This window comes from Hansschlegelia beijingensis (assembly GCF_014196425.1).
Taxonomy (GTDB): domain Bacteria; phylum Pseudomonadota; class Alphaproteobacteria; order Rhizobiales; family Methylopilaceae; genus Methylopila; species Methylopila beijingensis.
In genome coordinates, this window is record NZ_JACIDR010000003.1 from 364,041 (window position 1) to 386,577 (window position 22,537).

19 protein-coding genes, 1 tRNA gene and 1 pseudogene are annotated in these 22,537 nt (G+C 68.2%); 10 read left to right on the forward strand and 11 right to left on the reverse strand.

Going from position 1 to position 22,537, the window contains the following annotated elements:
- Window positions 1-7 precede the first annotated feature (7 nt).
- Both GGR24_RS11755 and GGR24_RS11760 read right to left on the reverse strand, forming a co-directional pair.
- Window positions 8-199, reverse strand: a complete 192-nt coding sequence (locus tag GGR24_RS11755) for a CsbD family protein (protein ID WP_428978226.1) — start codon at window positions 197-199, stop codon at window positions 8-10.
- A gap of 54 nt (window positions 200-253) precedes the next feature.
- A complete protein-coding gene (locus GGR24_RS11760; protein ID WP_183395543.1) occupies window positions 254-562 on the reverse strand; it encodes a hypothetical protein in 309 nt (102 codons plus the stop codon).
- A gap of 159 nt (window positions 563-721) precedes the next feature.
- Here GGR24_RS11760 and GGR24_RS11765 point away from each other — a divergent pair.
- A tRNA-Pro gene (locus tag GGR24_RS11765) sits at window positions 722-798 on the forward strand.
- A 106-nt stretch (window positions 799-904) separates the two neighbouring features.
- The gene (locus GGR24_RS11770) at window positions 905-1,225 is read left to right on the forward strand and encodes a DMT family transporter (RefSeq protein ID WP_183395544.1); all 321 of its coding nucleotides are present in this window, start codon (window positions 905-907) and stop codon (window positions 1,223-1,225) included.
- Window positions 1,226-1,282: 57 nt separating this feature from the next.
- On the opposite strand, the gene GGR24_RS11775 is transcribed toward GGR24_RS11770, so the two are convergent.
- On the reverse strand, window positions 1,283-1,612 hold the full coding sequence (locus GGR24_RS11775) for a hypothetical protein (RefSeq protein WP_183395545.1): 330 nt from the start codon (window positions 1,610-1,612) through the stop codon (window positions 1,283-1,285).
- A gap of 271 nt (window positions 1,613-1,883) precedes the next feature.
- On the opposite strand from GGR24_RS11775, the gene GGR24_RS11780 reads away from it, so the two are divergent.
- Window positions 1,884-2,384 carry a YciE/YciF ferroxidase family protein gene (locus tag GGR24_RS11780; protein ID WP_183395546.1) on the forward strand — a complete coding sequence of 167 codons (501 nt, stop codon included), beginning with the start codon at window positions 1,884-1,886 and terminating at the stop codon, window positions 2,382-2,384.
- A gap of 46 nt (window positions 2,385-2,430) precedes the next feature.
- On the opposite strand, the gene GGR24_RS11785 is transcribed toward GGR24_RS11780, so the two are convergent.
- Complete coding sequence (locus GGR24_RS11785; protein ID WP_183395547.1) at window positions 2,431-3,774, reverse strand: methyl-accepting chemotaxis protein; 1,344 nt, start codon at window positions 3,772-3,774, stop codon at window positions 2,431-2,433.
- 89 nt (window positions 3,775-3,863) lie between these two features.
- Window positions 3,864-4,595 (reverse strand): SIMPL domain-containing protein, encoded by a 732-nt coding sequence (locus GGR24_RS11790; RefSeq protein WP_183395548.1) that lies wholly within the window; start codon window positions 4,593-4,595, stop codon window positions 3,864-3,866.
- 211 nt (window positions 4,596-4,806) lie between these two features.
- On the opposite strand from GGR24_RS11790, the gene GGR24_RS11795 reads away from it, so the two are divergent.
- Window positions 4,807-5,310 carry a YciE/YciF ferroxidase family protein gene (locus GGR24_RS11795; protein ID WP_183395549.1) on the forward strand — a complete coding sequence of 168 codons (504 nt, stop codon included), beginning with the start codon at window positions 4,807-4,809 and terminating at the stop codon, window positions 5,308-5,310.
- A gap of 72 nt (window positions 5,311-5,382) precedes the next feature.
- Here GGR24_RS11795 and GGR24_RS11800 read toward each other — a convergent pair whose 3' ends face one another.
- From GGR24_RS11800 to uvrB, 4 genes are all read right to left on the reverse strand, one after another.
- Window positions 5,383-5,742: a DUF6481 family protein gene (locus GGR24_RS11800; RefSeq protein ID WP_183395550.1), complete on the reverse strand. Its 360-nt coding sequence runs from the start codon at window positions 5,740-5,742 to the stop codon at window positions 5,383-5,385.
- A 146-nt stretch (window positions 5,743-5,888) separates the two neighbouring features.
- Complete coding sequence (gene arfB / locus GGR24_RS11805) at window positions 5,889-6,308, reverse strand: alternative ribosome rescue aminoacyl-tRNA hydrolase ArfB (protein WP_183395551.1); 420 nt, start codon at window positions 6,306-6,308, stop codon at window positions 5,889-5,891.
- A 191-nt stretch (window positions 6,309-6,499) separates the two neighbouring features.
- Window positions 6,500-6,958, reverse strand: coding sequence for a hypothetical protein (locus GGR24_RS11810; RefSeq protein WP_183395552.1), 459 nt, complete (start codon window positions 6,956-6,958; stop codon window positions 6,500-6,502).
- Between the two features lie 312 nt (window positions 6,959-7,270).
- Window positions 7,271-10,111: an excinuclease ABC subunit UvrB gene (gene uvrB, locus GGR24_RS11815; protein ID WP_246398333.1), complete on the reverse strand. Its 2,841-nt coding sequence runs from the start codon at window positions 10,109-10,111 to the stop codon at window positions 7,271-7,273.
- Window positions 10,112-10,291: 180 nt separating this feature from the next.
- On the opposite strand from uvrB, the gene aqpZ reads away from it, so the two are divergent.
- The 4 genes from aqpZ (at window position 10,292) to msrB (ending at window position 16,132) form a co-directional block, all read left to right on the forward strand.
- Window positions 10,292-11,032 carry an aquaporin Z gene (gene aqpZ, locus GGR24_RS11820; RefSeq protein WP_183395553.1) on the forward strand — a complete coding sequence of 247 codons (741 nt, stop codon included), beginning with the start codon at window positions 10,292-10,294 and terminating at the stop codon, window positions 11,030-11,032.
- 267 nt (window positions 11,033-11,299) lie between these two features.
- Complete coding sequence (locus GGR24_RS11825) at window positions 11,300-12,826, forward strand: caspase family protein (RefSeq protein ID WP_183395554.1); 1,527 nt, start codon at window positions 11,300-11,302, stop codon at window positions 12,824-12,826.
- Between the two features lie 889 nt (window positions 12,827-13,715).
- Window positions 13,716-15,680, forward strand: coding sequence for an AI-2E family transporter (locus GGR24_RS11830; RefSeq protein WP_183395555.1), 1,965 nt, complete (start codon window positions 13,716-13,718; stop codon window positions 15,678-15,680).
- 47 nt (window positions 15,681-15,727) lie between these two features.
- Window positions 15,728-16,132 carry a peptide-methionine (R)-S-oxide reductase MsrB gene (gene msrB, locus GGR24_RS11835; RefSeq protein WP_183395556.1) on the forward strand — a complete coding sequence of 135 codons (405 nt, stop codon included), beginning with the start codon at window positions 15,728-15,730 and terminating at the stop codon, window positions 16,130-16,132.
- A gap of 12 nt (window positions 16,133-16,144) precedes the next feature.
- On the opposite strand, the gene GGR24_RS11840 is transcribed toward msrB, so the two are convergent.
- Window positions 16,145-17,362: a PQQ-dependent sugar dehydrogenase gene (locus tag GGR24_RS11840; RefSeq protein ID WP_183395557.1), complete on the reverse strand. Its 1,218-nt coding sequence runs from the start codon at window positions 17,360-17,362 to the stop codon at window positions 16,145-16,147.
- A 143-nt stretch (window positions 17,363-17,505) separates the two neighbouring features.
- On the opposite strand from GGR24_RS11840, the pseudogene GGR24_RS17670 reads away from it, so the two are divergent.
- Window positions 17,506-17,997: pseudogene (locus GGR24_RS17670) on the forward strand (polysaccharide deacetylase family protein); the annotation flags it as partial.
- A 240-nt stretch (window positions 17,998-18,237) separates the two neighbouring features.
- Here the strand turns inward: GGR24_RS17670 and GGR24_RS11850 are convergent.
- Complete coding sequence (locus tag GGR24_RS11850; protein WP_183395558.1) at window positions 18,238-19,614, reverse strand: Nramp family divalent metal transporter; 1,377 nt, start codon at window positions 19,612-19,614, stop codon at window positions 18,238-18,240.
- 197 nt (window positions 19,615-19,811) lie between these two features.
- Between GGR24_RS11850 and ppdK the strand changes: the two genes are divergently transcribed.
- Window positions 19,812-22,502, forward strand: coding sequence for a pyruvate, phosphate dikinase (gene ppdK, locus GGR24_RS11855; RefSeq protein ID WP_183395559.1), 2,691 nt, complete (start codon window positions 19,812-19,814; stop codon window positions 22,500-22,502).
- The last annotated feature ends 35 nt before the right edge of the window (window positions 22,503-22,537 follow it).

The window sequence follows — 22,537 nt, forward strand, 5'->3', positions numbered from 1 at the left end:
CGCGGCGTTACTTGACCGCGGATTTCACCGCAGTGGTCGCCTTGCCGACCGCCTTCTGAACCTTGCCGGCGGCCGCCTCACCCTTGCCTTTGGCCTCGAGCTCGCGGTCGCCCGTGGCTTTGCCGGCGGCTTCCTTGGTCTTGCCGACCGCTTCCTTGGCCGTGCCCTTAACGGTGTTCTTGTTCACCATCGTCGTCACTCCTGCGGGGCGCCCGGCGCCCCTCTAAGCGAGCTTGACCGGCTCGCGGGCGGTTCAGAGCACGAAGCGTCCGAGAACGAAGCCCACCAGCAGCGCGCCAGCGGCGGCTCCGAGCGGGTTCTGCCGGATCGTCTCCTCAAGCGAGGCCCTGCGCGCGCTGAGATCATCCATCGCCTCGTCATAGGCGTGGCCCCCGCGGCGGGCGGCGTCCTTCAGGCGACGCGCGCCCTCGTCCGCGGCGCTGGAGACCGAATCACCGGCCTGCGCGCCGGCGCTGCGAGTCTTCGCGCCGGCCTCGTGACCCTTCTGGGAAATGTTGTCGGCCAGCTCGTCGGCCTTCTCGGGAAAATTGGAGTTCGCCATCTTGCAAAGCCCTTCGCTGGTCGCCGGAGGCGGCGTTCCTGCAACAAACGCCGTGGATTAACGCCGGTTCCAGCATGTTTCGGCGCCGCTGCGACGGTCGCGCCGCGGCGGCCGCTTGCGGAGCGCCGCGCCGCCCCCTATAAGGCCGCCGTCGGTCGGCGGAGTGTGGCGCAGCCTGGTAGCGCACCTCGTTCGGGACGAGGGGGTCGCAGGTTCGAATCCTGCCACTCCGACCACCGACTTAAGCCCTGTGTTCAGGGCGAGCGCGTCGAGAGGCCACGTCCTCCCTCCGCCTCGCGGAGTTCAGGTCCGGGACGGCCCGGCTCCCGGAAAGGGGGCGAAATGGCCTGGATCTATCTTCTGGCGGCGGGTCTTCTGGAAATCGTCTGGGCCTACGCGATGAAGCAGTCGGACGGCTTCACGCGCGTGACGCCGACGATCGTCACCTTCGCGGCCCTGTTCGGCAGCCTTGGGCTGCTCGCGCTCGCCATGCGGTCGCTGCCGCTCGGCGTCGCCTACATGCTCTGGACGGGAATCGGCGCCATCGGCGCGTTCGCGGTCGGCGTGATCGTGCTGGGGGAAAGCGCCAGCGCGGGTCGACTCGTCGCCGCGGCGCTGATCGCCGGCGGACTGATCATGATGAAGATGACGAGCCCGACCTGAGGCGCCCGTCTCTCTCGCGGGAGGGCGGGGTGGAGCGGGGCTCCACCCCTTGATCGTTCAGCGGCAGACCTCGATGCGCCGCACGCGGGTGTAGCCGCGCGAATCGACGTAGCGCTGGTTGGTCAGGTAGCAGTCATCGTCGCCGCCGCGGCGCGAGCCGGCGATCGCTGCGCCGGCGATCAGGCCGAGCGCGCCCGCGCCGACGATCGCGGCGGTGCGGCCGCCATGGTTGTGGTGGCGATGACCGCGATAATAGCCGTGGTGATGGTGGCCGCCGTGGCGGCCCCAATGGCGCGAGTCCGCCGAAGCGACGGTCGGAACCGCGAACGCGCCCAGGAGCGCCGCCGAGACGGCGACCGCGATCGTCTTCTTAGTATTGCCGAACATGGACAGTGTCTCCTTTGATGCTTGAAGGATGAGCGGGCCTAGCTGAACCTTGGATTAACGGAATTCTCCGTCTCAGCTCTTCCTCGCGTCTCGCTTAATATTTCGTCTGTTGCAGAGAACACGGACGGCGCGCCGGGACTGCCCGCTGCCGCTTATCGATCGATCAGCCGGCCGGGGGCTACGGGCCGCGCCGGTCCGCGCCTGGCGTCAGGGGGAACAGACGGGGAGGGCGCAGAGTTTCCGGGCTCCAGGAAGAATCGGAGACGCAAAGATGGCGAAGAAGATGCAGGACCTGCTGATCGAAGAACTCAGCGACGTGTACAGCGCCGAACGGCAGATCACGCAGGCGCTGCCGAAGCTCGCCAGAGCCGCCGCGTCGGCCGATCTGAGGACCGCCTTTGAAAGCCATCTGGAAGAGACCAAGGGGCAGATCGCGCGGCTCGACCGGATCTTCTCGCTGCTCAAGCAGCAGCCGGAGGAGAAGGAGTGCAAGGCCATGAAGGGCCTTGCGGAGGAGGCCGACGAGTTGCTGAAGGAGGATCTCGCTCCCGAGGTGCTCGACGCCGCGCTGATCGCGGCGGCGCAGAAGGTCGAGCACTACGAGATCGCGAGTTATGGCTCGCTGCGCGCCTATGCGGACGCCTGCGGCCTCGACGAGGTGGCGGATCTGCTCGGCCAGACGCTCGCCGAGGAGAAGGCGACGGACGAGAAGCTGAACGGTCTCGCGGTCGCGGAGATCAACCCGCGCGCCGTGGAGAGATCGGCGGCCTGAGGGCGCGGAAGGCGGAGGAAGCCGCGATCCGCGCCCGGGCGTGGTCTCAGATGCGCGCGGCTTCCTGCACGGCGGCCTTTTCGAGCGCCGCCAGCGCGGCCTCGGCCCGCTGGAAGGCCTCGGAGGCCGTCGCCCAGTCCTGCGCCTTGGCGGTCGCCATCATGCGGGCGGCTTCCTGCCGGACCGCGTCCCGGCGCTGGATCAGCTCCGGCCAACGGTCGCCGGAGCGGTCGAGGCGGGCGGCGAACTCTTCCGCCACGAAGGTGGGCGGCGTCAGCCCGACCAGGATCGACCCGAGCCGGCGATGCGCGATCGCGCTGTCGGCCGCAAGCCGCGCCAGTTCGTAATTCTTGATGTTCTTGCCGGCCGCGGCGTCGACGCCCGCGACGGCCGCGCTTTCGGCGGCGACCAGCTTGGCCAGCGCCTCGTCGATCTCGCCGCGCGTCTTGCTGGCGGTCTCAGCGATGCGCGAGACGTTCTCGGAGATCTCGTTGGTGGCCGCGCGCTGCTGGCTGAGCACCTCGGCCAGCGCATGCATCTGCGTCGTGATCACCGAGACATGCTGCCCGACCGCCTCGACCTTGCCGCCGGTGGCGCGGATCGTGGCCTCGCCCTCCGCGACCGCGTCCGCGCTCTCGGCGGTGGCGCGCTTGATAGCGTCGGTCTCTTCCATCAGCGTCGCGATGCGGGCGCGGATCTGCTCGGTCGCCTTCGCGGTCTGGCCGGAGAGCGACTTCACCTCGTTGGCCACCACGGCGAAGCCGCGGCCGGCGTCGCCGGCGCGCGCCGCCTCGATCGTGGCGTTCAGCGCGAGCAGGTTGGTCTGGCTGGAGATCGCCTCGATGGTGCCGGCCATGTCGGCGATCTGGCGCACCGCGTCCTCGAGCACGGAGATGCGGTTCGCGATGCCGGTGACGCGATCGCGGATCGCGTCCATCGAGCCCGCCGCCTGGCGCATCTCGGCGACGCAGGCGGTGGTCTCGTTGCGGGCGGCCACGGCGTCGTCCGCGCCGGCGCGTCCCATCGAGGACATCTCGGAGATCGAGTTCGCGAGCTCCTCGACGGCGCCCGCGATGGTGGAGGTGCTTTCGGCGACCTGGCGCACGTCATGCGTGACCCAGCCGACGCTGAGACCGGTGGCGGCGGCCTGCGCCGCGAAGCCCACGATGGTCTCGAGATCCTGCCGGCCGCGCCGGTCGAGCTCAGCCGCGAAGGCCTTGAGGGCCTCTCCGGCGTCGCCTTCCGGCCATTGGGAAATCGCTGCGCCACGCTTGAGCGCGTCGAGCGCCGCCACCAGCGTGGCGTGATCCAGAACCTGAGCGGCGTCCTGCCGCGGCGCAGCCTGGACAGGCTGCGATTGCGCCGTCTGGCGCCCAAATCCGAATGTCATGGTCCCCCAACCACCGTTCCGGAAGCCGCTTCATGCGGTTCTCGCGGCGGAGCATGACGCGGCGGCGTTAACGGCGGGTGACCGGGCGGTCACCTCTGCTCATTGGGCGAAAGCGCCCAGCGCGCGTTCACCCGAACCCGAAGCTCCTGCTCGCCGCGCGCGATCGGCGTCGCCTGGGCGGCGGCGTCCATCGTCTTGCGCGCCGCGAAGACGCGGATCTGCTCGGGCTCGCCCACCTCCTGCTCGGACACCGCGAGCGGCGCGCCGAGACTGGCGCCGACGCCGGCGGCGTAGATCTCGGCCTTGCGGCGCGCGTCCGCCATCGCCTCGCGGCGCGCGCCGTCGAGCTTCTCGCTGCGGTCCGAGACCTCGAAGGAGAGGTTCTCGATCTGATTGGAGCCCGCCGTCACCAGGCTGTCGATCAGCTCGCCGATCTCGTCGAGCGCGCGCGAACGCACCGTGACGACGTTGCGGACCTCGTAGCCCACCAGCTTCGGCGTGCGCGGCCCCGAGCCGGAGCCGTCGCCATAGTCATATTGCGGCTGCACCGAGAGCCCCGAGGTCGCGATGTCGCGATCCTCGACGCCCGCGTCCTTGAGCGCCGCCATCACCTTCGTCATCGCCGCCGCGTTCGCCTTGAGCGCCGCCGCCGCCGTCGGGGCGCGCGACACGACCCCGCTCGTCACCATCGCGAGGTCGGGAGCCGCCGAGACGGAGCCTTCGCCGACGACCGAGACGGACGGCTCGCGCCGCTCGCTCTCGGCATGGGCCGCGAGCGGAAGGGCTGCGAGGGCGATCGCGAGGGCGAGGGCGCGGCGCATCGGCGTCTCCTGGGGCTGCCCACGGGGGTCCGTGGCGGAATGAACGACAAGCCATCGCGCGGGATTGCGACCGCGGTTGGGCGGCGAGCGCGGCGGTCGCGTCTCCCGGAAATCCGGAACGATCCGGCGCGCCATGTGTTGAATCGACAATGCGCGCGACACGCGACAGTCGCGCGCGTCTTTACAACAGAGACCTCAAAGGAGGCCGATCATGGGTCTGTTTTCCAAGGACATCAAAACGCTCGACGATCTCTTCGTGCATCAGCTGCAGGACGTATACTACGCCGAGAAGCAGATCCTCTCGGCTCTGCCGAAGATGATCGAGAAGGCGACCTCGCCGCAGCTGAAGCAGGGGCTGCAGAGCCACTATGGCGAGACCGAGGAGCATGTCCGGCGCCTCGAGCAGGTCTTCCAGATGCACGGCGCCGAGATCAAGGCCGTCAAATGCCCGGCGATCAACGGCATCATCGAGGAAGCCAATGACGTCGCTGGCGACGTGGACGACAAGAAGGTGCTGGACGCCGCCATCATCGCTTCGGCGCAGGCCGTCGAGCACTACGAGATGACCCGCTACGGCACGCTGGTGGCCTGGGCGCGGCAGCTCGGCCGCAACGACTGCGCCACGGTTCTCGAGAAGACCCTGGCGGAAGAGAAGGCGGCCGACCGCAAGCTGAACACGCTCGCCGAAGGCGGCGTGAACCAGCAGGCCGCCTGACGCCGCGGCCGCACGGCCCAAACAAAAAGCCCCGCGAAAGCGGGGCTTTTTTCATGCGCTGAAATCCGGAGATCAGGCGCTCTTGCGGCGCATCGAGGCGGTGTCGGCCACAAAGCGCGCGGCGAGCGCGTAGGCGGCGGCGTTGATCGCCTTCGGACGGGCTGCGAGCTTGGCGGCCTCGGCGGCGGCGCGCTCGGCTTCCTTCTCGGCGGCGATGCGCGCCTCTTCGGCGGCCTTCTCAGCCGCACGGCGGCGCTCTTCCTCGGCCTTGGCGCGCATGCGCGCCTCGCGCGCTTCTACGATCTTCGCGCGCTCAGCCTTGCGACGCTCGGCTTCAGGATCCGCCGCGGCGACCTTGAAACGCTGGAGAAGCTTCTGCTTGGCTTCGAGAGCCGCATCGCGGCGCGACTGGAAGGTGTCTTCCTTCATCATAGACAGAGATAGGCCTCGGAATTGTTGTTGGTGAGGACGCCGACATAAGCGCCGGAGCCTGAAATAGCAATGGTTTGCCCGCGATATTGTGACATTTGGCGCGGCTTGTGATCGAGGCGCCGCAGCCTTTGCGGGCGACTCGCCGGCTAGTCTCCGGAAACCGGCCGACGCATCGACTTCACGGCCCCGCGGTGGGACTTCGCCTCGCGCCGCCGCGCCTCCGACGCGCGCGTCGGACGGGTGGCGAGCCGGCGTTTCGGGCGCTCGGCCGCCTCCGCCACGAGCGCGACGAGCCGCGCCAGCGCCTCGGCCCGGTTGTCGGCCTGGCTTCTGCGCGACTGCGCGGTCAGCACCAGCACGCCCTCCTTTGTCAGGCGGGAGCCCGCGAGCCGCATCAGACGGATCGCGACGTCGTTCGGCAGCGACGGCGAACGGCGCACGTCGAACCGCAGCTGCACCGCGCTCGAGACCTTGTTGACGTTCTGGCCGCCCGGTCCCGAGGCGCGCACGAAGCTCTCCTCGATTTCGCTGTCGTCGATGGAGATCTGGGGCGTCACGCGGATCATGAGGCAGGGGCGAACCGGATGCTCGGGCCTCCGTCATGCCCCAGCTTTCCGCGGCGATCCACGGCTTTCGCGGCGCCGGTCGCAAACGCGGCCGCAACGCATGTCGGCGAGGACGCAGGGCCGTCGCCGGAGACGAGGGGCCGGTCCGCGGGGGCGGCGGAGCGAGGCCGCTCCGCCGCGAAGGTCGTGGACTACTTCGGCGGAAGCGTCTCCTTCACCTTCTCCACGATCGCCATGCAGCCGGCCTCGTCGCCCTTCGCCTGCTTGGCGCGCGCGTCCGCGAGCAGCATGCCGGCGTCGGCGGGGCCGGCGTCGCCCATCACGACGCCGGGGCCGGTCGTGACGCCCGTCTGGCTTTCTTCGGCGCCGCCCGAGGCTGAGGCGCGGGGATCAGCCCCGCTCTTGCCCGAGGCCGCGCCCTGATCCTGGTTGCCGCGGGCCTTCTCGGCGGTGTCGCCCTTGGCGTGCGCCGGAGGTTCGGGATCGTTCGCGGTGCGGGTCGCGGGCGGTCCCTTCGGCGGCGTCTGATGGCTCTGCACCTGCGCGGAGAGCTTCTCGACCTCGTCGAGACAGGCGGCCGAGGCGCCGGTGGCGAGCGCGAGCGGCGCGACGCAGCAGGCGGGGATCAGGATCTGGCGGTAGAGGCGCACGGATTGCTCCTTTGTTGCGTGTCTCCAGAGCAAACTCGGCCACACCGCGCTCGTTCCGCCTGAAATGGCAGCAGAAGTGGAGTAACGGGCCGGGCAGATTTGGCATGGCTTCGCCGCCGTCTGGTATCTCAAACAAGAATTCCAGACGATGAGGCAGTATCGAGGCTGCGGACGCTTGCTGTTCCGTTCGCCTTATTATGATTTTCTGTGAAGAGCGTCGCCGTCGGGCGCCGAAGGCGTGAATCTTCCGGGAGGCGACCCGCAAGAAAGAGTGACCTCCGCCGCAGGCGCATCGGCCCGCGGCGGACGCGCCTACCGTCGCTTCGGTCCCTGCCGCCGGCCGCCGGGCCGGAAGTTCGTCGTCATCATGTCCGGCTTCTCCCTGCGCGGCAGGTCGCCGTGGAGCAGGGGCGTCGCGCGGTCCGTGCCGGGGCCCATGTCGTCGAGGCTGGGCTTGGAGACGCGCGACTTCGGCGGCGTGTTGGCGCTGCGGCCGTATTTGCGCTCGCCCGCATAGCCGCCGGCCACGGCGTCGACCGCGACCTGGCGGGCCATCGGGTCGTCCGAGATCGCGAGCTCGGTCGCCTGCAGGCGCTTGATCTCGTCGCGCAGCCGGGCGGCGGTCTCGAATTCGAGGTCGCCGGCCGCCTTGCGCATCTTGGCCTCGAGGTCGGCGATCGTGGCCTTGAGGTTGTGGCCGATCTTCGGCGCGTCCTCCGCAAAACCCTTGTCGACCGTGACGTGGTCGCGCTCGTAGACCGAGTTGAGGATGTCGCCGATCTCGCGGCGCACGCTTTCGGGCGTGATGCCGTTCGCCGCGTTGTAGGCGAGCTGCTTCTCGCGCCGCCGGGCGGTCTCGGCCATGGCGCGCTGCATCGAGCCGGTCTCGTGGTCGGCGTAGAGGATCACCTTGCCGTCGACGTTTCTGGCCGCGCGGCCGATGGTCTGCACCAGCGAGGTCTCGGAGCGCAGGAAACCTTCCTTGTCGGCGTCCAGGATCGCGACCAGCGCGCATTCCGGGATGTCGAGGCCCTCGCGCAAGAGGTTGATGCCGACCAGGGCGTCGAAGGCGCCGAGGCGCAGGTCGCGGATGATCTCGATGCGCTCGAGCGTGTCGATGTCGGAGTGCATGTAGCGCACCCGCACGCCGTGCTCGTGGAGATACTCGGTGAGATCCTCCGCCATGCGCTTGGTCAGCACGGTGATCAGCGAGCGGTAGCCCTTGGCGGCGACCTCCTTGACCTCGCCCAAGAGGTCGTCGACCTGGGAGCGGGCGGGGCGGATCTCGATCTCGGGGTCGACGAGGCCGGTCGGGCGGATGACCTGCTCGGCGAACACGCCGCCGGTCTGCTCCATCTCCCATGATCCGGGCGTGGCCGAGACATGGATGGTCTGCGGCCGCATCGCGTCCCACTCCTCGAAGCGCATCGGCCGGTTGTCCATGCAGCTCGGCAGCCGGAAACCGTATTCGGCGAGCGTCGCCTTGCGGCGGAAGTCGCCGCGATACATGCCGCCGATCTGCGGAATGGTGACGTGGCTCTCGTCGGTGAACACCAGCGCGTTGTCGGGCAGATATTCGAACAGCGTGGGCGGCGGCTCGCCGGGCTTTCTGCCGGTCAGCCAGCGCGAATAGTTCTCGATGCCGGCGCAGCTGCCGGTCGCCTCCATCATCTCGAGGTCGAAGGTGGTGCGCTGCTCGAGCCGCTGGGCCTCCAGCAGCCGGCCCATCCTGGTGAGCTCCGCGAGGCGGGCGTTGAGCTCGGCCTTGATGCCCTTCATGGCCTGGTTCAGCGTCGGCCGCGGCGTCACGTAATGCGAGTTGGCGTAGACCTTCACGGCCGCCATCTCGCCGATCTTCTGGCCGGTCAGCGGGTCGAACTCGTGGATCGACTCGATCTCGTCCCCGAACAGGCCGATCCGCCAGGCGCGGTCCTCATAGTGCGCCGGAAAGATCTCGATCGTGTCGCCGCGCACCCGGAAGGTGCCGCGCACGAAGTTCACGTCGGCGCGCTTGTACTGCAGCGCCACCAGGTCGGCCATCAGCTGGCGCTGCGAGACCGTCTCGCCGACCTTCAGCACGAAGGTCATCGAGGTGTAGGTCTCGACCGAGCCGATGCCGTAGATGCAGCTCACCGAGGCGACGATGATGACGTCGTCGCGCTCCAGCAGCGACCGCGTCGCGGAGTGCCGCATCCGGTCGATCTGCTCGTTGATCGAGGATTCCTTCTCGATATAGGTGTCCGACCGCGGCACATAGGCCTCGGGCTGGTAGTAGTCGTAGTAGGAGACGAAGTACTCCACCGCGTTCTCGGGGAAGAACGACTTGAACTCGCCATAGAGCTGCGCCGCCAGCGTCTTGTTCGGCGCGAGGATCAGCGCCGGCCGCTGGGTCTGCTCGATGATCTTGGCCATCGTGAAGGTCTTGCCCGAGCCGGTGACGCCGAGCAGCACCTGGTCGCGCTCCTGGCGGCGGACGCCGTCCACCAGCTCGGCGATCGCGGTCGGCTGGTCGCCCTTCGGCTCGAACGGCGAGACCAGCCGGAAGGTCTGGCCGCTCTCCAGCTTCTCGGGCCGCGGCGGGCGGTGCGGCACCCAGGGCTTGCCCTTGAGCTCGGGCCGGCCGTTCTGGATCAGGTCCTCGAGCGCCCGCACGGTCGCGGACACGGACGCCTTGGCGTCGAAATCCGCCGGCAGGGCGGCGAGGTCGGTCTCGTCCGCGGCCCCGAAGCCGCGCGGCGCCTTCTGCGGGTCGGGGATCGCGCCCGCCGGATCGGCGGCCTTGCGCTTGGCCTTGAGGGATGTAGCCGCCGCTCTCCCTCCCCCCTTGCGGGCCGGGGAGAGCCCTGAAGAAAGCGCGTCATGGTCCGGCTTGACCGGACCATCCACCGCGCCGCCGCGCCTGACGGCCGGCATGGGTCCTCCGGTCAAGCCGGAGGACGACGGCTGACGCCGTTCCGCCTCCGGCCCCTCGCTCGCGGCCGCCTGCGCGGCGCGGTCGGCGATCGCCCGGCGCGCCTCGTCGGCGGCCGCGCCGCCGCGGCCGAGCGCGCGCAGCAGCTCGGGGTCCCCGGTCAGGTCGGAGGGCGCGGCGGCCTCGAACGCGGCCTGCGGCGCTTCGGCGAAACCGGTCTTGCGGGAGGGCTTTGATGGCATGGCCCGAATATAGGCAGGAACCGGCCGAACGCGAGCCTCCCGGCGCAGCCTTCCGCGCAGGCCGGCGCCCCCCGCCCTTGGTCCGGCTTCCGCCCGTCCGCGGCCGGCGCCTAAACTCACGGTTGAGTTCCAGCGGCGCGGCCGCCCGGCTTCCGCCCCTGGAGGATGAAGGGGAACGCGATGCCCTACGATCTCACCCGGCGCATGGTCGCCGAGTTCTTCGGCACGGCCTGGCTGGTGTTCGGCGGCTGCGGCGCGGCGGTGCTGTCCGCCGCGTTCCCGGATCTCGGCATCGGCTTCCTCGGCGTGGCCTTCGCCTTCGGCCTCACCGTGCTGTCGATGGCCTACGCGGTCGGCCACATCTCCGGCGGCCATTTCAACCCGGCCGTGACGCTCGGCCTGTGGGCCGCCGGCCGCTGCGCCAACCGCCATGTCGGCCCCTATGTGGCGGCCCAGATCGTCGGCGCCGTCGCGGGCGCCGCCGCGCTCTACCTGATCGCCTCCGGCAAGGCCGGCTTCGTCCCCGCCGGCTTCGCCTCCAACGGCTATGGCGACCTCAGCCCCGGCAAGTACGGCCTCGGCGCCTGCTTCGTCACGGAGGTGCTGGCGACCTTCTTCTTCCTGTTCATCATCCTCGGCGCGACCTCGAAGGGCGCCGCCACCGGCTTCGCCGGCATCCCGATCGGCCTCGCCCTGACGCTGATCCACCTGATCACCATCCCGGTCACCAACACCTCGGTGAACCCCGCCCGCTCCACCGGCCCGGCGCTGTTCGCCGAGGGCGCCTATTTCGGACAGCTCTGGCTGTTCTGGCTCGCCCCGCTCGCCGGCGCCGTCGCCGCCGGCTTCCTGGCGCGCTGGCTCTACGAAGCGGGCGGCATCGACGAGACCACGGTGGTGGAGGAGCGAAGGGTGGGGTGAGGGGGAGGGCTTGGTTGCTGCTGGACGCCGGCTAGTTGTTATCAGTGTCATGCATTGGCTCATCCCACGCGCCATTCCTCCGCACCACTCGGAGGCCGCTTGATCCTCTAAGCAAGCTGCAGGACTAGTTTCTCTCCGTGAATTCGCTAGGGCTTGTTCAGAGTTAAAAAGCCATTCTCGGGGTATTCTATAGTGTCGCCCCCACGAGATGATCGTCTATCATGATGCGGTTCAGAACGAGCCTCATCGTAGCCGGATGGAGACCTTATGACGAACCTAGCGATCATTCTGGCGATATCCCATTATTCAGGCGGGCTAACTGCGCTTCCAGCATGCCAAAACGACGAAGCTGTTTTTAAGAGACTTGTCGAATCAACAGGTAAATTCGACGATATTATCGTGCTAGATGGCTCCGCTCGAAGTCTGGACGTGAAAAATAAACTTGCGAAGGCTATAGCCGGCCACCAAAAGTCCGACGTAGATACGGTTCTATTCTATTACACCGGTCACGGAAGTTTTGACGGAGAAGAATTTAACTATCTGTTTACTGATTACGACCCCAAGAGAACCAAGCAGACCTCTCTGCGGAATAGCGAGCTAGATGAGATGGTCCGTAGCATTGAGCCAAATCTCTATGTAAAAGTCGTTGACGCTTGCCAGTCCGGGATTCCTTATATCAAGGATTCGACTGATATATCAGAGTACCTCAAATCTAAAGAAAAGAGATTTAAAAGTCTTTATTTTCTTTTTTCGTCGCAAATAGATCAATCCTCTTGGCAGGACACAAGAATCAGCGACTTCACGCGGGAGCTTATATTGGCCCTCGACCGGCCTGTCGGCACCGGGATACGGTACAGCGATATTATGGATGCGCTAAGCGACGCATTCTCAGCAAACCAGAGGCAGCGTCCATTTTTTGTAAGCCAAGCGGGATTCACGGAGATATTTTGTGAAATTAACGAAGATGTGTACCGCATAGTCGACGAGATTAAGAGTGGGGCTGATCTTGAGGCAAGCGTAAGTGGAGGCGGGGATAAGAAAAGCGCTCTGATGCAGGCCATCAAGAAGCTGTCAGAAGGCTTTGTTGAGAAGGAGGAGGCGCTAGGGATTGTTGAGTCGATGCCGCGCGACTTCGCAGAGGTCAAGATCGAAAAGGATCTAGATGAGTTCTTTGATGTCTCAGTTTCAGAGGTTTTCGAAAAATCTCCGCCGAACGCCAACCTGATAGCGTCTTGGTTGGAAAAGCAGGGTATGAACAGAGAGTATTTTACGGACATAATATCCAGAACGGAAGAAATTAAGACGAGAGTTCCTCGTGATCCGATGGCTCATCTCTACAAGAGCGCTACTGGGTCTATGGGGTATGTCAGGGGGGACGATGAGTTCGTGACAGTAACAAAGGAGCGTAGAGTCATTACGGATTATAAGAGACGTGTTGAGCTCCCGTTTAATTATCTAGAGATCACTCTGATTCCGTTGTACCCTGGAATGGTTCAGTATGAATGTACTGTTGTTCCGTTTGTTTCTAGGAGAGCGCTCCGATTATTCTGGGGATTCCGGTCGTTCCAGTTTGTTGATTGGGATGCTCAGCGGCCGAACGGAGGCGTCGAGTATTTCACAGATGAAGTCGCTCTCCGCGTGGAACCTGACCGCGCAGCTTTGCAACAGAGGATCATCGCCGAATTTTCGAACTTCGTATCAGCAAAGCTCTCGGAGCTGACGGAGGCCGTGCTTCCGCCCGAAAGCCAGGCGGGGCCGCAAGCGGGTAAGGACACAAGGGCGCGCAAGGACTAGGAAAAAATACCTTGACATCCCGCCCCCTCTATGCTCTCCTCTCATCACCTTCTCCCGCGCGGGAGGCGTGTCCGGACCGGCCGGCCATGTGGGGGAGGGGCGGCGCCTGCGGCGGGGATGACCGGATGTCCTCCGTCCCGGGACGGTCGGCACTGCGGCGGGTTGGGAGATGCGAGCGCCGAAAGGCGCGTCCGGTTCCCTTCTGCGACGACGCCGCCCCGCATTACGACGGGGACGCGCTTGAGGCGCGGATGGCGCGGAACGCGCGAGGTTCTGGGCGGCCCCAAAGGCTTCCGCAGAACCCCTGCGCTTCGGGTTCCCGGCCGGCTTCGGCCAGGACCGTTCCAAGCCGGCAGGCGGTCCGCAGCGATCGTTAAGACGTCGCGCGCGGAGCGCCGGGCGGCCGGTTATCCGAACTACGGAACGAGCGGCGGCCCGACGCTCCGCGCCTTCCCGCTGTTTGACCAGGATTGGACGAGACCAAGCCGCGCCAGCGGCCGATGACGCGCGCCCGCGCTCTTCTCCCTCCCTCGCAGAGGGGAGGGTGGACGGGCGAAGCCCGGCCGGGTGGGGTGGGCTCAGAAGGAATCGCGCGAAACCTCGCCCGTCATGCCCGGCGCAGCCGGGTATCCACGACTTGGCGGCGGTCCGCAGGCGAGGGAAGTCGTGGATGCCCGCAAGCGGGCATGACGGGCGCTGGGCGCTGCGCCCGAAGACCCCACCCGACCCCTCGCTGGCGCGAGGGGCCACCCTCCCCACCGCTTCGCGGCGAGGAGGGAGAGGGGCGGCGGCGTTAAGGGGGGCGGGCGCCAATTCGTGAGACGGGGCGGATCGGGCGGAACCTCGCCTGCGCCGGCCCGTTACTGTGCCGGGCGAGGGAACACGCGGCGTGCAGCAATTGGTGGCGGAGCGGATTCGCAGGCCCGGCGAGGGTCCGCTGGTGGTGGCGGCGTGGTCGATCGTCGGCGCCGCGGTGGTGGGCGCGCTTTACATCGGGCGCGATCTGCTGATCCCGATCGCGCTCGCGCTGCTGCTGAGCTTCGTGCTGTCGCCGCTGGTCAGCCTCGCCAAGCGCGTGCGGATCCCGCGCAGCATCGCCGTGGTGGCGCTGGTCCTCATGGCGTTCGGGGTGATCGTCGGCCTCGGCGCGGTGCTGGCCGGGCAGGTGGCGCAGCTCGCGGGCGATCTCCCGAAATACCAGTCGACGATGCGCGCCAAGGTGCAGTCGGTCGGCGAGATGATGGGCGGCGGCGCGACCCTCGACCGCGCCGCGGACCTGCTGCAGGACCTCGGCGAGGAGCTCGACCGGCCGAAGTCGTCCGGGCAGACCTTTCCGACGGACGGCCGCCCGGGCTCCGGCAAGCCGCAGGACCCCGTGCCGGTGCAGGTCCGGCAGCCGCCGCCGACGGCGGTCGAAAACATGCGGGCGGTGATCGAGCCGCTGATCCATCCGCTGGCCACCACCGGCGTGATGATCATCTTCGTGATCTTCATTCTGCTGCAGCGCGAGGACATCCGGAACCGCTTCATGCGGCTCGCCGGCTCGCAGGACATCCAGCGCACCACGGCGGCGCTCGACGACGCGGCGCGGAGGCTGTCGCGGCTGCTGCTCACCCAGCTCGCGCTGAACTCCGCCTTCGGGCTGGTGATCGGCTTCGGGCTGGCGGCGATCGGGGTGCCGAGCGCGGCGCTGTGGGGCATCATGGCCGCGGTGCTGCGTTTCGTGCCCTATATCGGCGCGATCATCGGGGCGCTGCTCCCGATGGCGCTCGCGGCCGCGGTCGATCCGGGCTGGAGCAGCTTCCTGCTCACTGCGGCGTTCTTCGCGGTCACCGAGTTCACGCTCGCCCATCTGATCGAGCCGATGGCGTTCGGCCGCAGCACCGGGCTTTCGCCGGTCGCCGTGGTGGTGTCGGCGACCTTCTGGACGGCGCTGTGGGGGCCGATCGGGTTGGTGCTCTCCACGCCGCTGACGATCTGCCTGGTGGTGCTGGGGCGGCACGTGCCGAGCCTGTCCTTCCTCGACACGCTGCTCGGCGACCGGCCGGCGCTCAGCCCGCCGGAGATCTTCTACCAGCGCATGCTCGCGCGCGACCCGATCGAGGCTTCCGAGAAGGCGCGCGAGGTGCTGCAGGAGCGCTCGCTCTCGGCCTATTACGAGGAGGTGGCGCTGCCCGGCCTGCTGCTCGCCCAGCGCGACGCCGAGCGCGGCGCGCTGCAGGCCGAGCGGCTCGAGGCGCTGCGCTCATCGGTGTCGGAGCTGATCGAGGATCTCGATTCCTTCGACGACACGGATCCCAAGGACGGCGAGGAGACCCTCGACCCGGAGGCGATCGACGCCATCGAGCATGTCGAGACCGACGCAAGCGCGGCGGATCTCACGCCAGGCCCGCAGAGCGCGCCGCGGCCCGACCCGGCGTTCCGGGTGCGCTGCGTCGGCGCGCGCACGCCCGTCGAGGGCGCGGCGGCCGAGATCATGGCGCAGCTGCTCAACAAGCACGGTCTCGCGCCGCAGCTCGAGGACGACGACTTCCTGCTGACCAGCGGCGTGGTGGAGATGGAGGCCGCGGGCCCCTCGATCGTGTGCGTGGCGTTCCTGGACGCCGAGGAGGCCCATGTCCGGCTCGTCGTGCGGCGCGTGCGCCGGCGGCTGCCGAGCGCCTATGTGGTCGCGGCCTGCTGGACCTCCGACGAGCGCGAGCTGCCGGCGGACGACATTCGCCAGGCCGCCCGCGCGGACGCGGTGGCGCTCAGCCTGCGCGGCGTGGTCGAGCGCTGCCTCGACGAGGCGCGCCGCCGCTCCGAGACCAGGGCCGCCGCGACCCAGGAGGAGCGCACCGCCGTCTCGGCCTGACGCCGCGCCCCGGGGCGCCTATATGGGAGCCGGACACGGAGGCCGCGATGCTGGACGAGAGCTACGAAGTCACCCGCACCGACGAGGAGTGGCGGGCGCTGCTCACCCCCGAGCAGTACCAGGTGATGCGCCGCCACGGCACCGAGCGGCCCGGCAGCTGCGCGCTGCTCCACGAGAAGCGCCGCGGCGTGTTCTCCTGCGCCGGCTGCGGCCAGAAGCTGTTCGCCTCGGGCGAGAAGTTCGAGAGCGGCACCGGCTGGCCGAGCTATGGCGCGCCGCTCGAGGGTTCGGTGGGCGTCACCGAGGACCGCAGCTACGGAATGGTGCGCACCGAGGTGCACTGCGCGCGCTGCGGCAGCCATCTCGGCCATGTGTTTCCCGACGGGCCGCCGCCGACCGGCCTGCGCTACTGCATCAACGGCGTGGCGCTCGAGTTCGAGCCGGAGGAGTGAGGACGGGGCGGCTCAGTCGGTCGCGCCGCCCACATAGCTGACGCGGTAGATCGCGCCGTTGTGGTCGTCGGAGACCAGCAGCGAGCCGTCCCGCATCACCTCGACGTCGACGGGGCGGCCGACATACTCGTTGTCCTCGACGAAGCCGGTGAGGAACGGCTCGACCCAGACGACCTCCCGCCGGTCGTTGAGGAAGGCGACCGCCACGTCGGCGTATTTCTGCGACCGGTTCCACGGCCCGTGGCGCGCGATGAAGATCGCGTCCCGGTATTTTTCGGGGAACATGCCGCCCGTGTAGAACCGCATTCCGAGCGGCGCGGCGTGCGGCCCGAGCAGCGCGGCGGGGCTGACGAACTCGCCGCAGCTGCGGCCCTGGCCGAACTCGGGGTCGGTCATCAGGCCCGAATGGCAATAGGGGAAGCCGAAATCCTGCCCCGCCCGGGTGACGTGGTTGAGCTCGTCGAGCGGCATGTCGTCGGAAATCCAGTCGCGCTGATTGTCGGTGAACCAGAGGTCGCCGGAGCGCGGATCGAAATCGAAGCCGACCGAGTTCCGGACGCCCCTGGCGACCGTCTCGACATTGGAGCCGTCGAGATCCATGCGGAAGATGCGGGCGTGGCGCGGGTCCGGCTCGCACACATTGCAGGGCGCCCCCACCGGCACGTAGAGCTTGCCGTCCGGCCCGATCTTCAGAAACTTCCAGCCATGCGGGCTTTCGCCGGGGAACTTGTCATAGACGACGACCGGCTTCGGAGGCGCGTCAAGCCGGTCCTCGACGCCGTCATAGCGCAGGATCTCCTTGGCGTTCGCGACATAGAGCGCGCCGTTTCTGAACTCGATGCCGTTCGGCAGCGTCATGCCGGAGACGACGGTCTTCACCTCGCGTCGGCCGCCCTTGTCGACCACGGCGTAGACCTTGTTGGCGACGAACAGCGAGGACACGAACAGCGTGTCCCGCTCGCCCAGGCGCATCATGCGCGCGTCGAGGATGTCGCTCGCATAGGTCTCGACCTTGAACCCGGGCGGAACCCGAAGCTTGGCGGTCGGCAGCGCCTCGGCCGGCGTCGGCACCGGAAAGGCCGAGACCGGCGCGAGCTTGAAGCCCTGGCGTCCCTTGGGCCCGCCGAGGGACCAGAACTCCTCCGTCTTCTCGGCGGCTGCCGCCGCCCCGCAGGTCAGCGCGACCAGCGCCAGCGTCAGGCGCAGCGCGTTCCGTCGCTGATATCGCATGCAGTCTCCATGGCCGCTTCCCGGAGCGGCTCGGGCCAAAGCTAGGCGCGCCGGAGCCGCCCGCCAAGACGCCGTCTGGCGCGCCCTTGTTTCGCCGGAAAGCACGCGCTTTTCGTGCCGCGGAAGCAACGGCCGGAGCGACGATGGCGGGACGTCTGGCGACACTTGCGGGCGCGGCGCTGCTCCTGGGCGCAGCACCGGCGCGGGCGGTCGAGTTCGAGCCGCGGCTCACGATCGCGTCCCCGGACCCCGCCGTCCGGGAGGTGGCTCTCACCTTCGACGCCTGCTCCGGCGCCGTCGACCGCCGCATCCTGGACGCGCTGCTCGAGACGCGGGCCAAGGCGACGATCTTCGTCACGCAACGGTGGATCCGTCGGAACCCGGAGGCGCTTGCGACCCTCAAGGCGCACCCGGATCAGTTCGAGATCGAGAACCACGGCGCCCGCCATGTGCCGATCGTGACGGACGCGCGCAGCGTCTTCGGTCTAGCGGCCGCGGGCACGATCCAGGCTGTGCGGGCGGAGATCGGCGAGGGCGCGGCGGCGGTGGAGACCGCGACCGGCGCCCGCCCGAGGTGGTTCCGCGGCGCCACCGCGCGCTACAGCCGTGACGCGCTGGATGAGATTTCCGCGGAGGGATTCCGCGTCGCCGGGTTCTCGCTGAACGGCGACATGGGCGCTTCGCTGCCCGCCGCCGTCGCCGAGCGCCGCATTGCGGCCGCCCGATCGGGCGATGTCGTGATCGCGCACATCAATCAGCCGGCCCGCAGCTCGGGCGAGGGGGTCGCCGGCGCCATCCGCGCGCTCGCGGCGGCGGGCGTCAGGTTCGTGCGTCTTGAGGATGCGGCGATGAAGAGCGAGGACGGCCGCCCGATCCTACCGCCCAAGCGCGAAATCGATCACGAGCTTCGCGTTGAGCGCCACGATGACCAGGGCGACAAGCCCGGCGGTGGCGGACATCCAGCGGGGAGCCACGAACTCTCCCATCTTGGCGCGGCTGGCGGTGAACCAGACCAGCGGAATGACCGCGAAGGGCAGCTGCAGACTCAGCACGACCTGGCTCAGCACAAGTAGCTGCGCCGTCCCGCTCTCGCCGTAGAACATCGTGACGCCGATCGCCGGGACGATGGCGATGGCGCGCGTGATCAGGCGGCGCAGCCAGGGCGAGAGCCGGATGCGCAGGAAACCTTCCATCACCACCTGGCCGGAAAGCGTGGCGGTCACGGTGGAGTTCAGTCCGCAGCAGAGCAGGGCGACGCCGAAAGCGGTGGCGGCCAAACTGCCGCCGAGAAGCGGCCCGAGCAGAGTGTGGGCCTCACCGAGTTCGGCGACCTCGCCATGGCCGCTGTCATGAAAGGCGGCGGCCGCAAGCACGAGGATCGAGGCGTTCACCACGAAGGCGAACACGAGCGCGATCGTCGAATCCGTGACCGCATAGCGGATCGCCTCACGCTTGCCGGCCGCGTCGCGGCCATAGGCGCGGGTCTGCACCACCGAGGAGTGCAGGTAGAGATTGTGAGGCATGACGGTCGCGCCGACGATGCCGAGCGCGATGTAGAGCATCTCCGGGTTGGTCACGAGCTCCGTGGTCGGCGCGAGGCCGCGGATCACCGCGCCAAGATCGGGATGCGCCATCGCAAGCTGGATCGCGAAACAGCCGGCGATGACCATCAACAGGCCGATCACGAAAGCCTCGACCCAGCGAAAGCCCACCCGCTGAAGCCCGAGCACGAGAACGACGTCGAGCGCGGTCAGGATCACGCCGATCTCCAGCGGGATGCCGAACACGAGGGTGAGCCCGATGGCGGTGCCGATCACCTCGGCGAGGTCGGTGGCGCAGATCGCGGCCTCGGCCAGCATCCAGAGCGGGAAGGACACCGCCTTGGGAAATGCGTCCCGGCACGCCTGCGCCAGATCCCGTCCGGTCGCCACGCCGAGGCGGGCGCACAGCGCCTGCAGGAGCATCGCCATCAGGCTCGAGAGCGCCACGACGGCCATCAGCGCGTAGCCGAACTTGGAGCCGCCGGCGAGGGAGGTCGCCCAGTTGCCCGGATCCATGTAGCCGACGGCGACCAGATACCCGGGACCCACGAAGGCCAGCATCCGCCGAAGCGGGCTGCGGCCGCGCACCGACACGGAGGCGTTCACTTCCGCGAGCGAGGCGCTCCCCGGCGCTCCTCGCCAACCTGAGAAGGGTGTCGAACGCGCGGGCTCCCCCACGTCAGTCAAAGTCTCGGCTTCGCCTGTCTGCATCGGGTTCCTGGCGCCAGCGCCTGATGGTCTGCCAGCTGCAAGTAGGTCGCAACTGCGTCGCCCGCCATGCGGCCGTGACGAGTCCGCACCCTGCGCGTCGCCCTTGTCACATGTGCCCCCGCGTGCAACGTCCTCCCGTCGCGGAACGTTCGCGGTCGCGAAATGGTCCGCTCAACGCTGCGGGAGATGCGGCTGCGATGGCGAAATGGGTGCTCACCTTCGGCGACGGTCGCGCGGAAGGCCGCGCCGACATGCGCGACCTCCTCGGCGGCAAGGGGGCCAATCTGGCCGAGATGGCCAATATCGGCCTGCCGGTTCCGCCCGGCTTCACGATCACCAGCGACGTCTGCACATACTTCTACGCCAACGGGAAATCCTATCCTGACGCGCTCGACGCGCAGGTGAAAGCCGGCCTTGAGCACGTCGAAAAGATCACTGGCCGCCGCTTCGGGGACGCCCAGAACCCGCTTCTGGTTTCGGTGCGCTCGGGGTCCCGGGCGTCCATGCCGGGGATGATGGACACCATCCTCAACCTCGGCCTCAACGACGAGACCGTCGAGGGCCTAGCGGCGAACGCCGACGACCGGCGCTTCGCCTATGACAGTTACCGCCGCTTCATCCAGATGTACTCGAACGTGGTGCTCGGCCTCGATCACCATGTGTTCGAGGATCTTCTTGAGCAGGCCAAGGACCGCAGGGGCGTCGTCGAGGACACCCAGCTCGACGTGGAAGACCTCGGGAAGCTGGTGGCGATCTACAAGGCGAAGGTCGAGAAGGAGACCGGCTCGCCCTTCCCGCAGGCCCCCCTCGAGCAGCTCTGGGGGGCGATCGGAGCGGTGTTCTCGTCCTGGATGAACCCCCGCGCGATCACCTATCGCAGGCTCAACGCGATCCCGGAAAGCTGGGGCACCGCCGTCAATGTTCAGGCGATGGTCTTCGGCAACATGGGCGAGACCTCGGCGACCGGCGTCGCCTTCACCCGCGACCCGTCCACGGGCGAGAAGACCCTCTACGGCGAGTTTCTGGTGAACGCGCAGGGCGAAGACGTCGTCGCCGGCATCCGAACCCCGCAGCCGATCACCGAAGCCGCCCGTATCGCGGGAGGCGTGGCCGCGCCGTCGCTGGAGATGCGCATGCCGGAGGTGTTCCGCGAGTTCGTCGCCGTCGCCGAACGCCTCGAGCGGCACTATGGCGACATGCAGGACCTCGAGTTCACGGTCGAGCGCGGCAAGCTCTGGATGCTCCAGGCGCGTAACGGCAAGCGCACGACGAAGGCGGCCCTGAAGGTCGCGGTCGATCTGGCGGCTGAGGGCGTGCTGACGCGCGAGCAGGCGGTTCTTCGGATCGACCCTGCGTCGCTGGACCAGTTGCTCCACCCGACGATCGATCCCAAGGCCGAGCGCAAGGTGATCGCGACCGGACTGCCGGCGTCCCCGGGCGCGGCTCAGGGTGAGATCGTGTTTTCCTCGGAGGCCGCCGAGGCCGCCGTCTCGGGATCAAGCGGCCGCAGCGTCATTCTGGTGCGCGTGGAGACCTCGCCTGAGGACATCCACGGCATGCATGTGGCGGCCGGCATTCTGACGACGCGCGGCGGCATGACGAGCCATGCCGCAGTCGTGGCGCGGGGGATGGGCAAGCCGTGCGTCTCCGGCGCCGGCGCGCTTCGGATCGACGAGAAGGGCGGGACGCTGACTGTCGCCGGCCGCACCTACAGGGCGGGCGACGTCATCACGATCGACGGCTCGACCGGCCAGGTGCTCGACGGGCCGGTCGCGATGGTTCAGCCGGAACTGTCGGGCGACTTCAACACCCTTATGGGCTGGGCGGACGAGATCAGCCGGATGGAGGTGCGCGCCAACGCGGAGACCGCCGAGGACGCGCGCGCCGCCCGAGAGTTCGGCGCCAAGGGCATCGGCCTCTGCCGCACCGAGCACATGTTCTTCGACGAGGACCGCATCGTGGCGGTTCGCGAGATGATCCTCGCAGACGACGAGTCTGGCCGGCGCAAGGCCCTCGCCAAGCTGCTGCCCTACCAGCGCTCGGACTTCCGCGAACTGTTCAAGATCATGCAGGGGTTGCCGGTGACCATCCGGCTGCTCGATCCTCCCCTGCATGAGTTCCTGCCGCACGGCGATCGCGCCATCGCGGAGGTCGCCGAGGCGATGGGGGTGGACGCCGAGAAGCTGAAGCGGCGCGCCGAGGAGCTCCACGAGTTCAATCCCATGCTCGGGTTTCGCGGCTGCCGGTTGGCCATCGCGTTCCCGGAGATCGCCGAAATGCAGGCGCGGGCCATCTTCGAGGCCGCGATCGAGGCTGGCCGGGAGACAGGGGCGCCGGTGCATTGCGAGGTGATGGTCCCGCTGATCGTCGCCCGCGCCGACTTCGACTTCGTGAAAGAGCGCATCGACGCCGTCGCCCGGGAGCTCGAGGCGGATGGCGCCAGCCTCTCCTATCAGGTGGGCACGATGATCGAGCTGCCGCGCGCGGCGTTGCGCGCAGGCGAGATCGCGGAGAGCGCCGAGTTCTTCTCCTTCGGGACGAACGATCTCACCCAGACGGCGCTCGGCATCAGCCGCGACGACGCCGCGCCGTTCCTCAGTCATTACGTCGCCAAGGGCCTGCTGCCGGCTGACCCATTCACCACGATCGACCGCGACGGCGTGGGAGAGCTGGTGGCGATTGGCGTCGAGCGCGGCCGCGCCACCCAGCCGAAACTGAAGCTGGGCATTTGTGGCGAGCATGGCGGTGACCCGGCCTCGATCGCGTTCTGCGAGGAATTGGGCCTGGATTACGTCTCGTGCTCGCCGTTCCGCGTCCCGATCGCACGTCTCGCGGCCGCGCAGGCGGCGATCAGGAACGCGGCCAAACAGGGGGAACCGGCTGTCTGAGGCCGGGTTCGCTGCCTCGAGTAGAGCGCTTGATG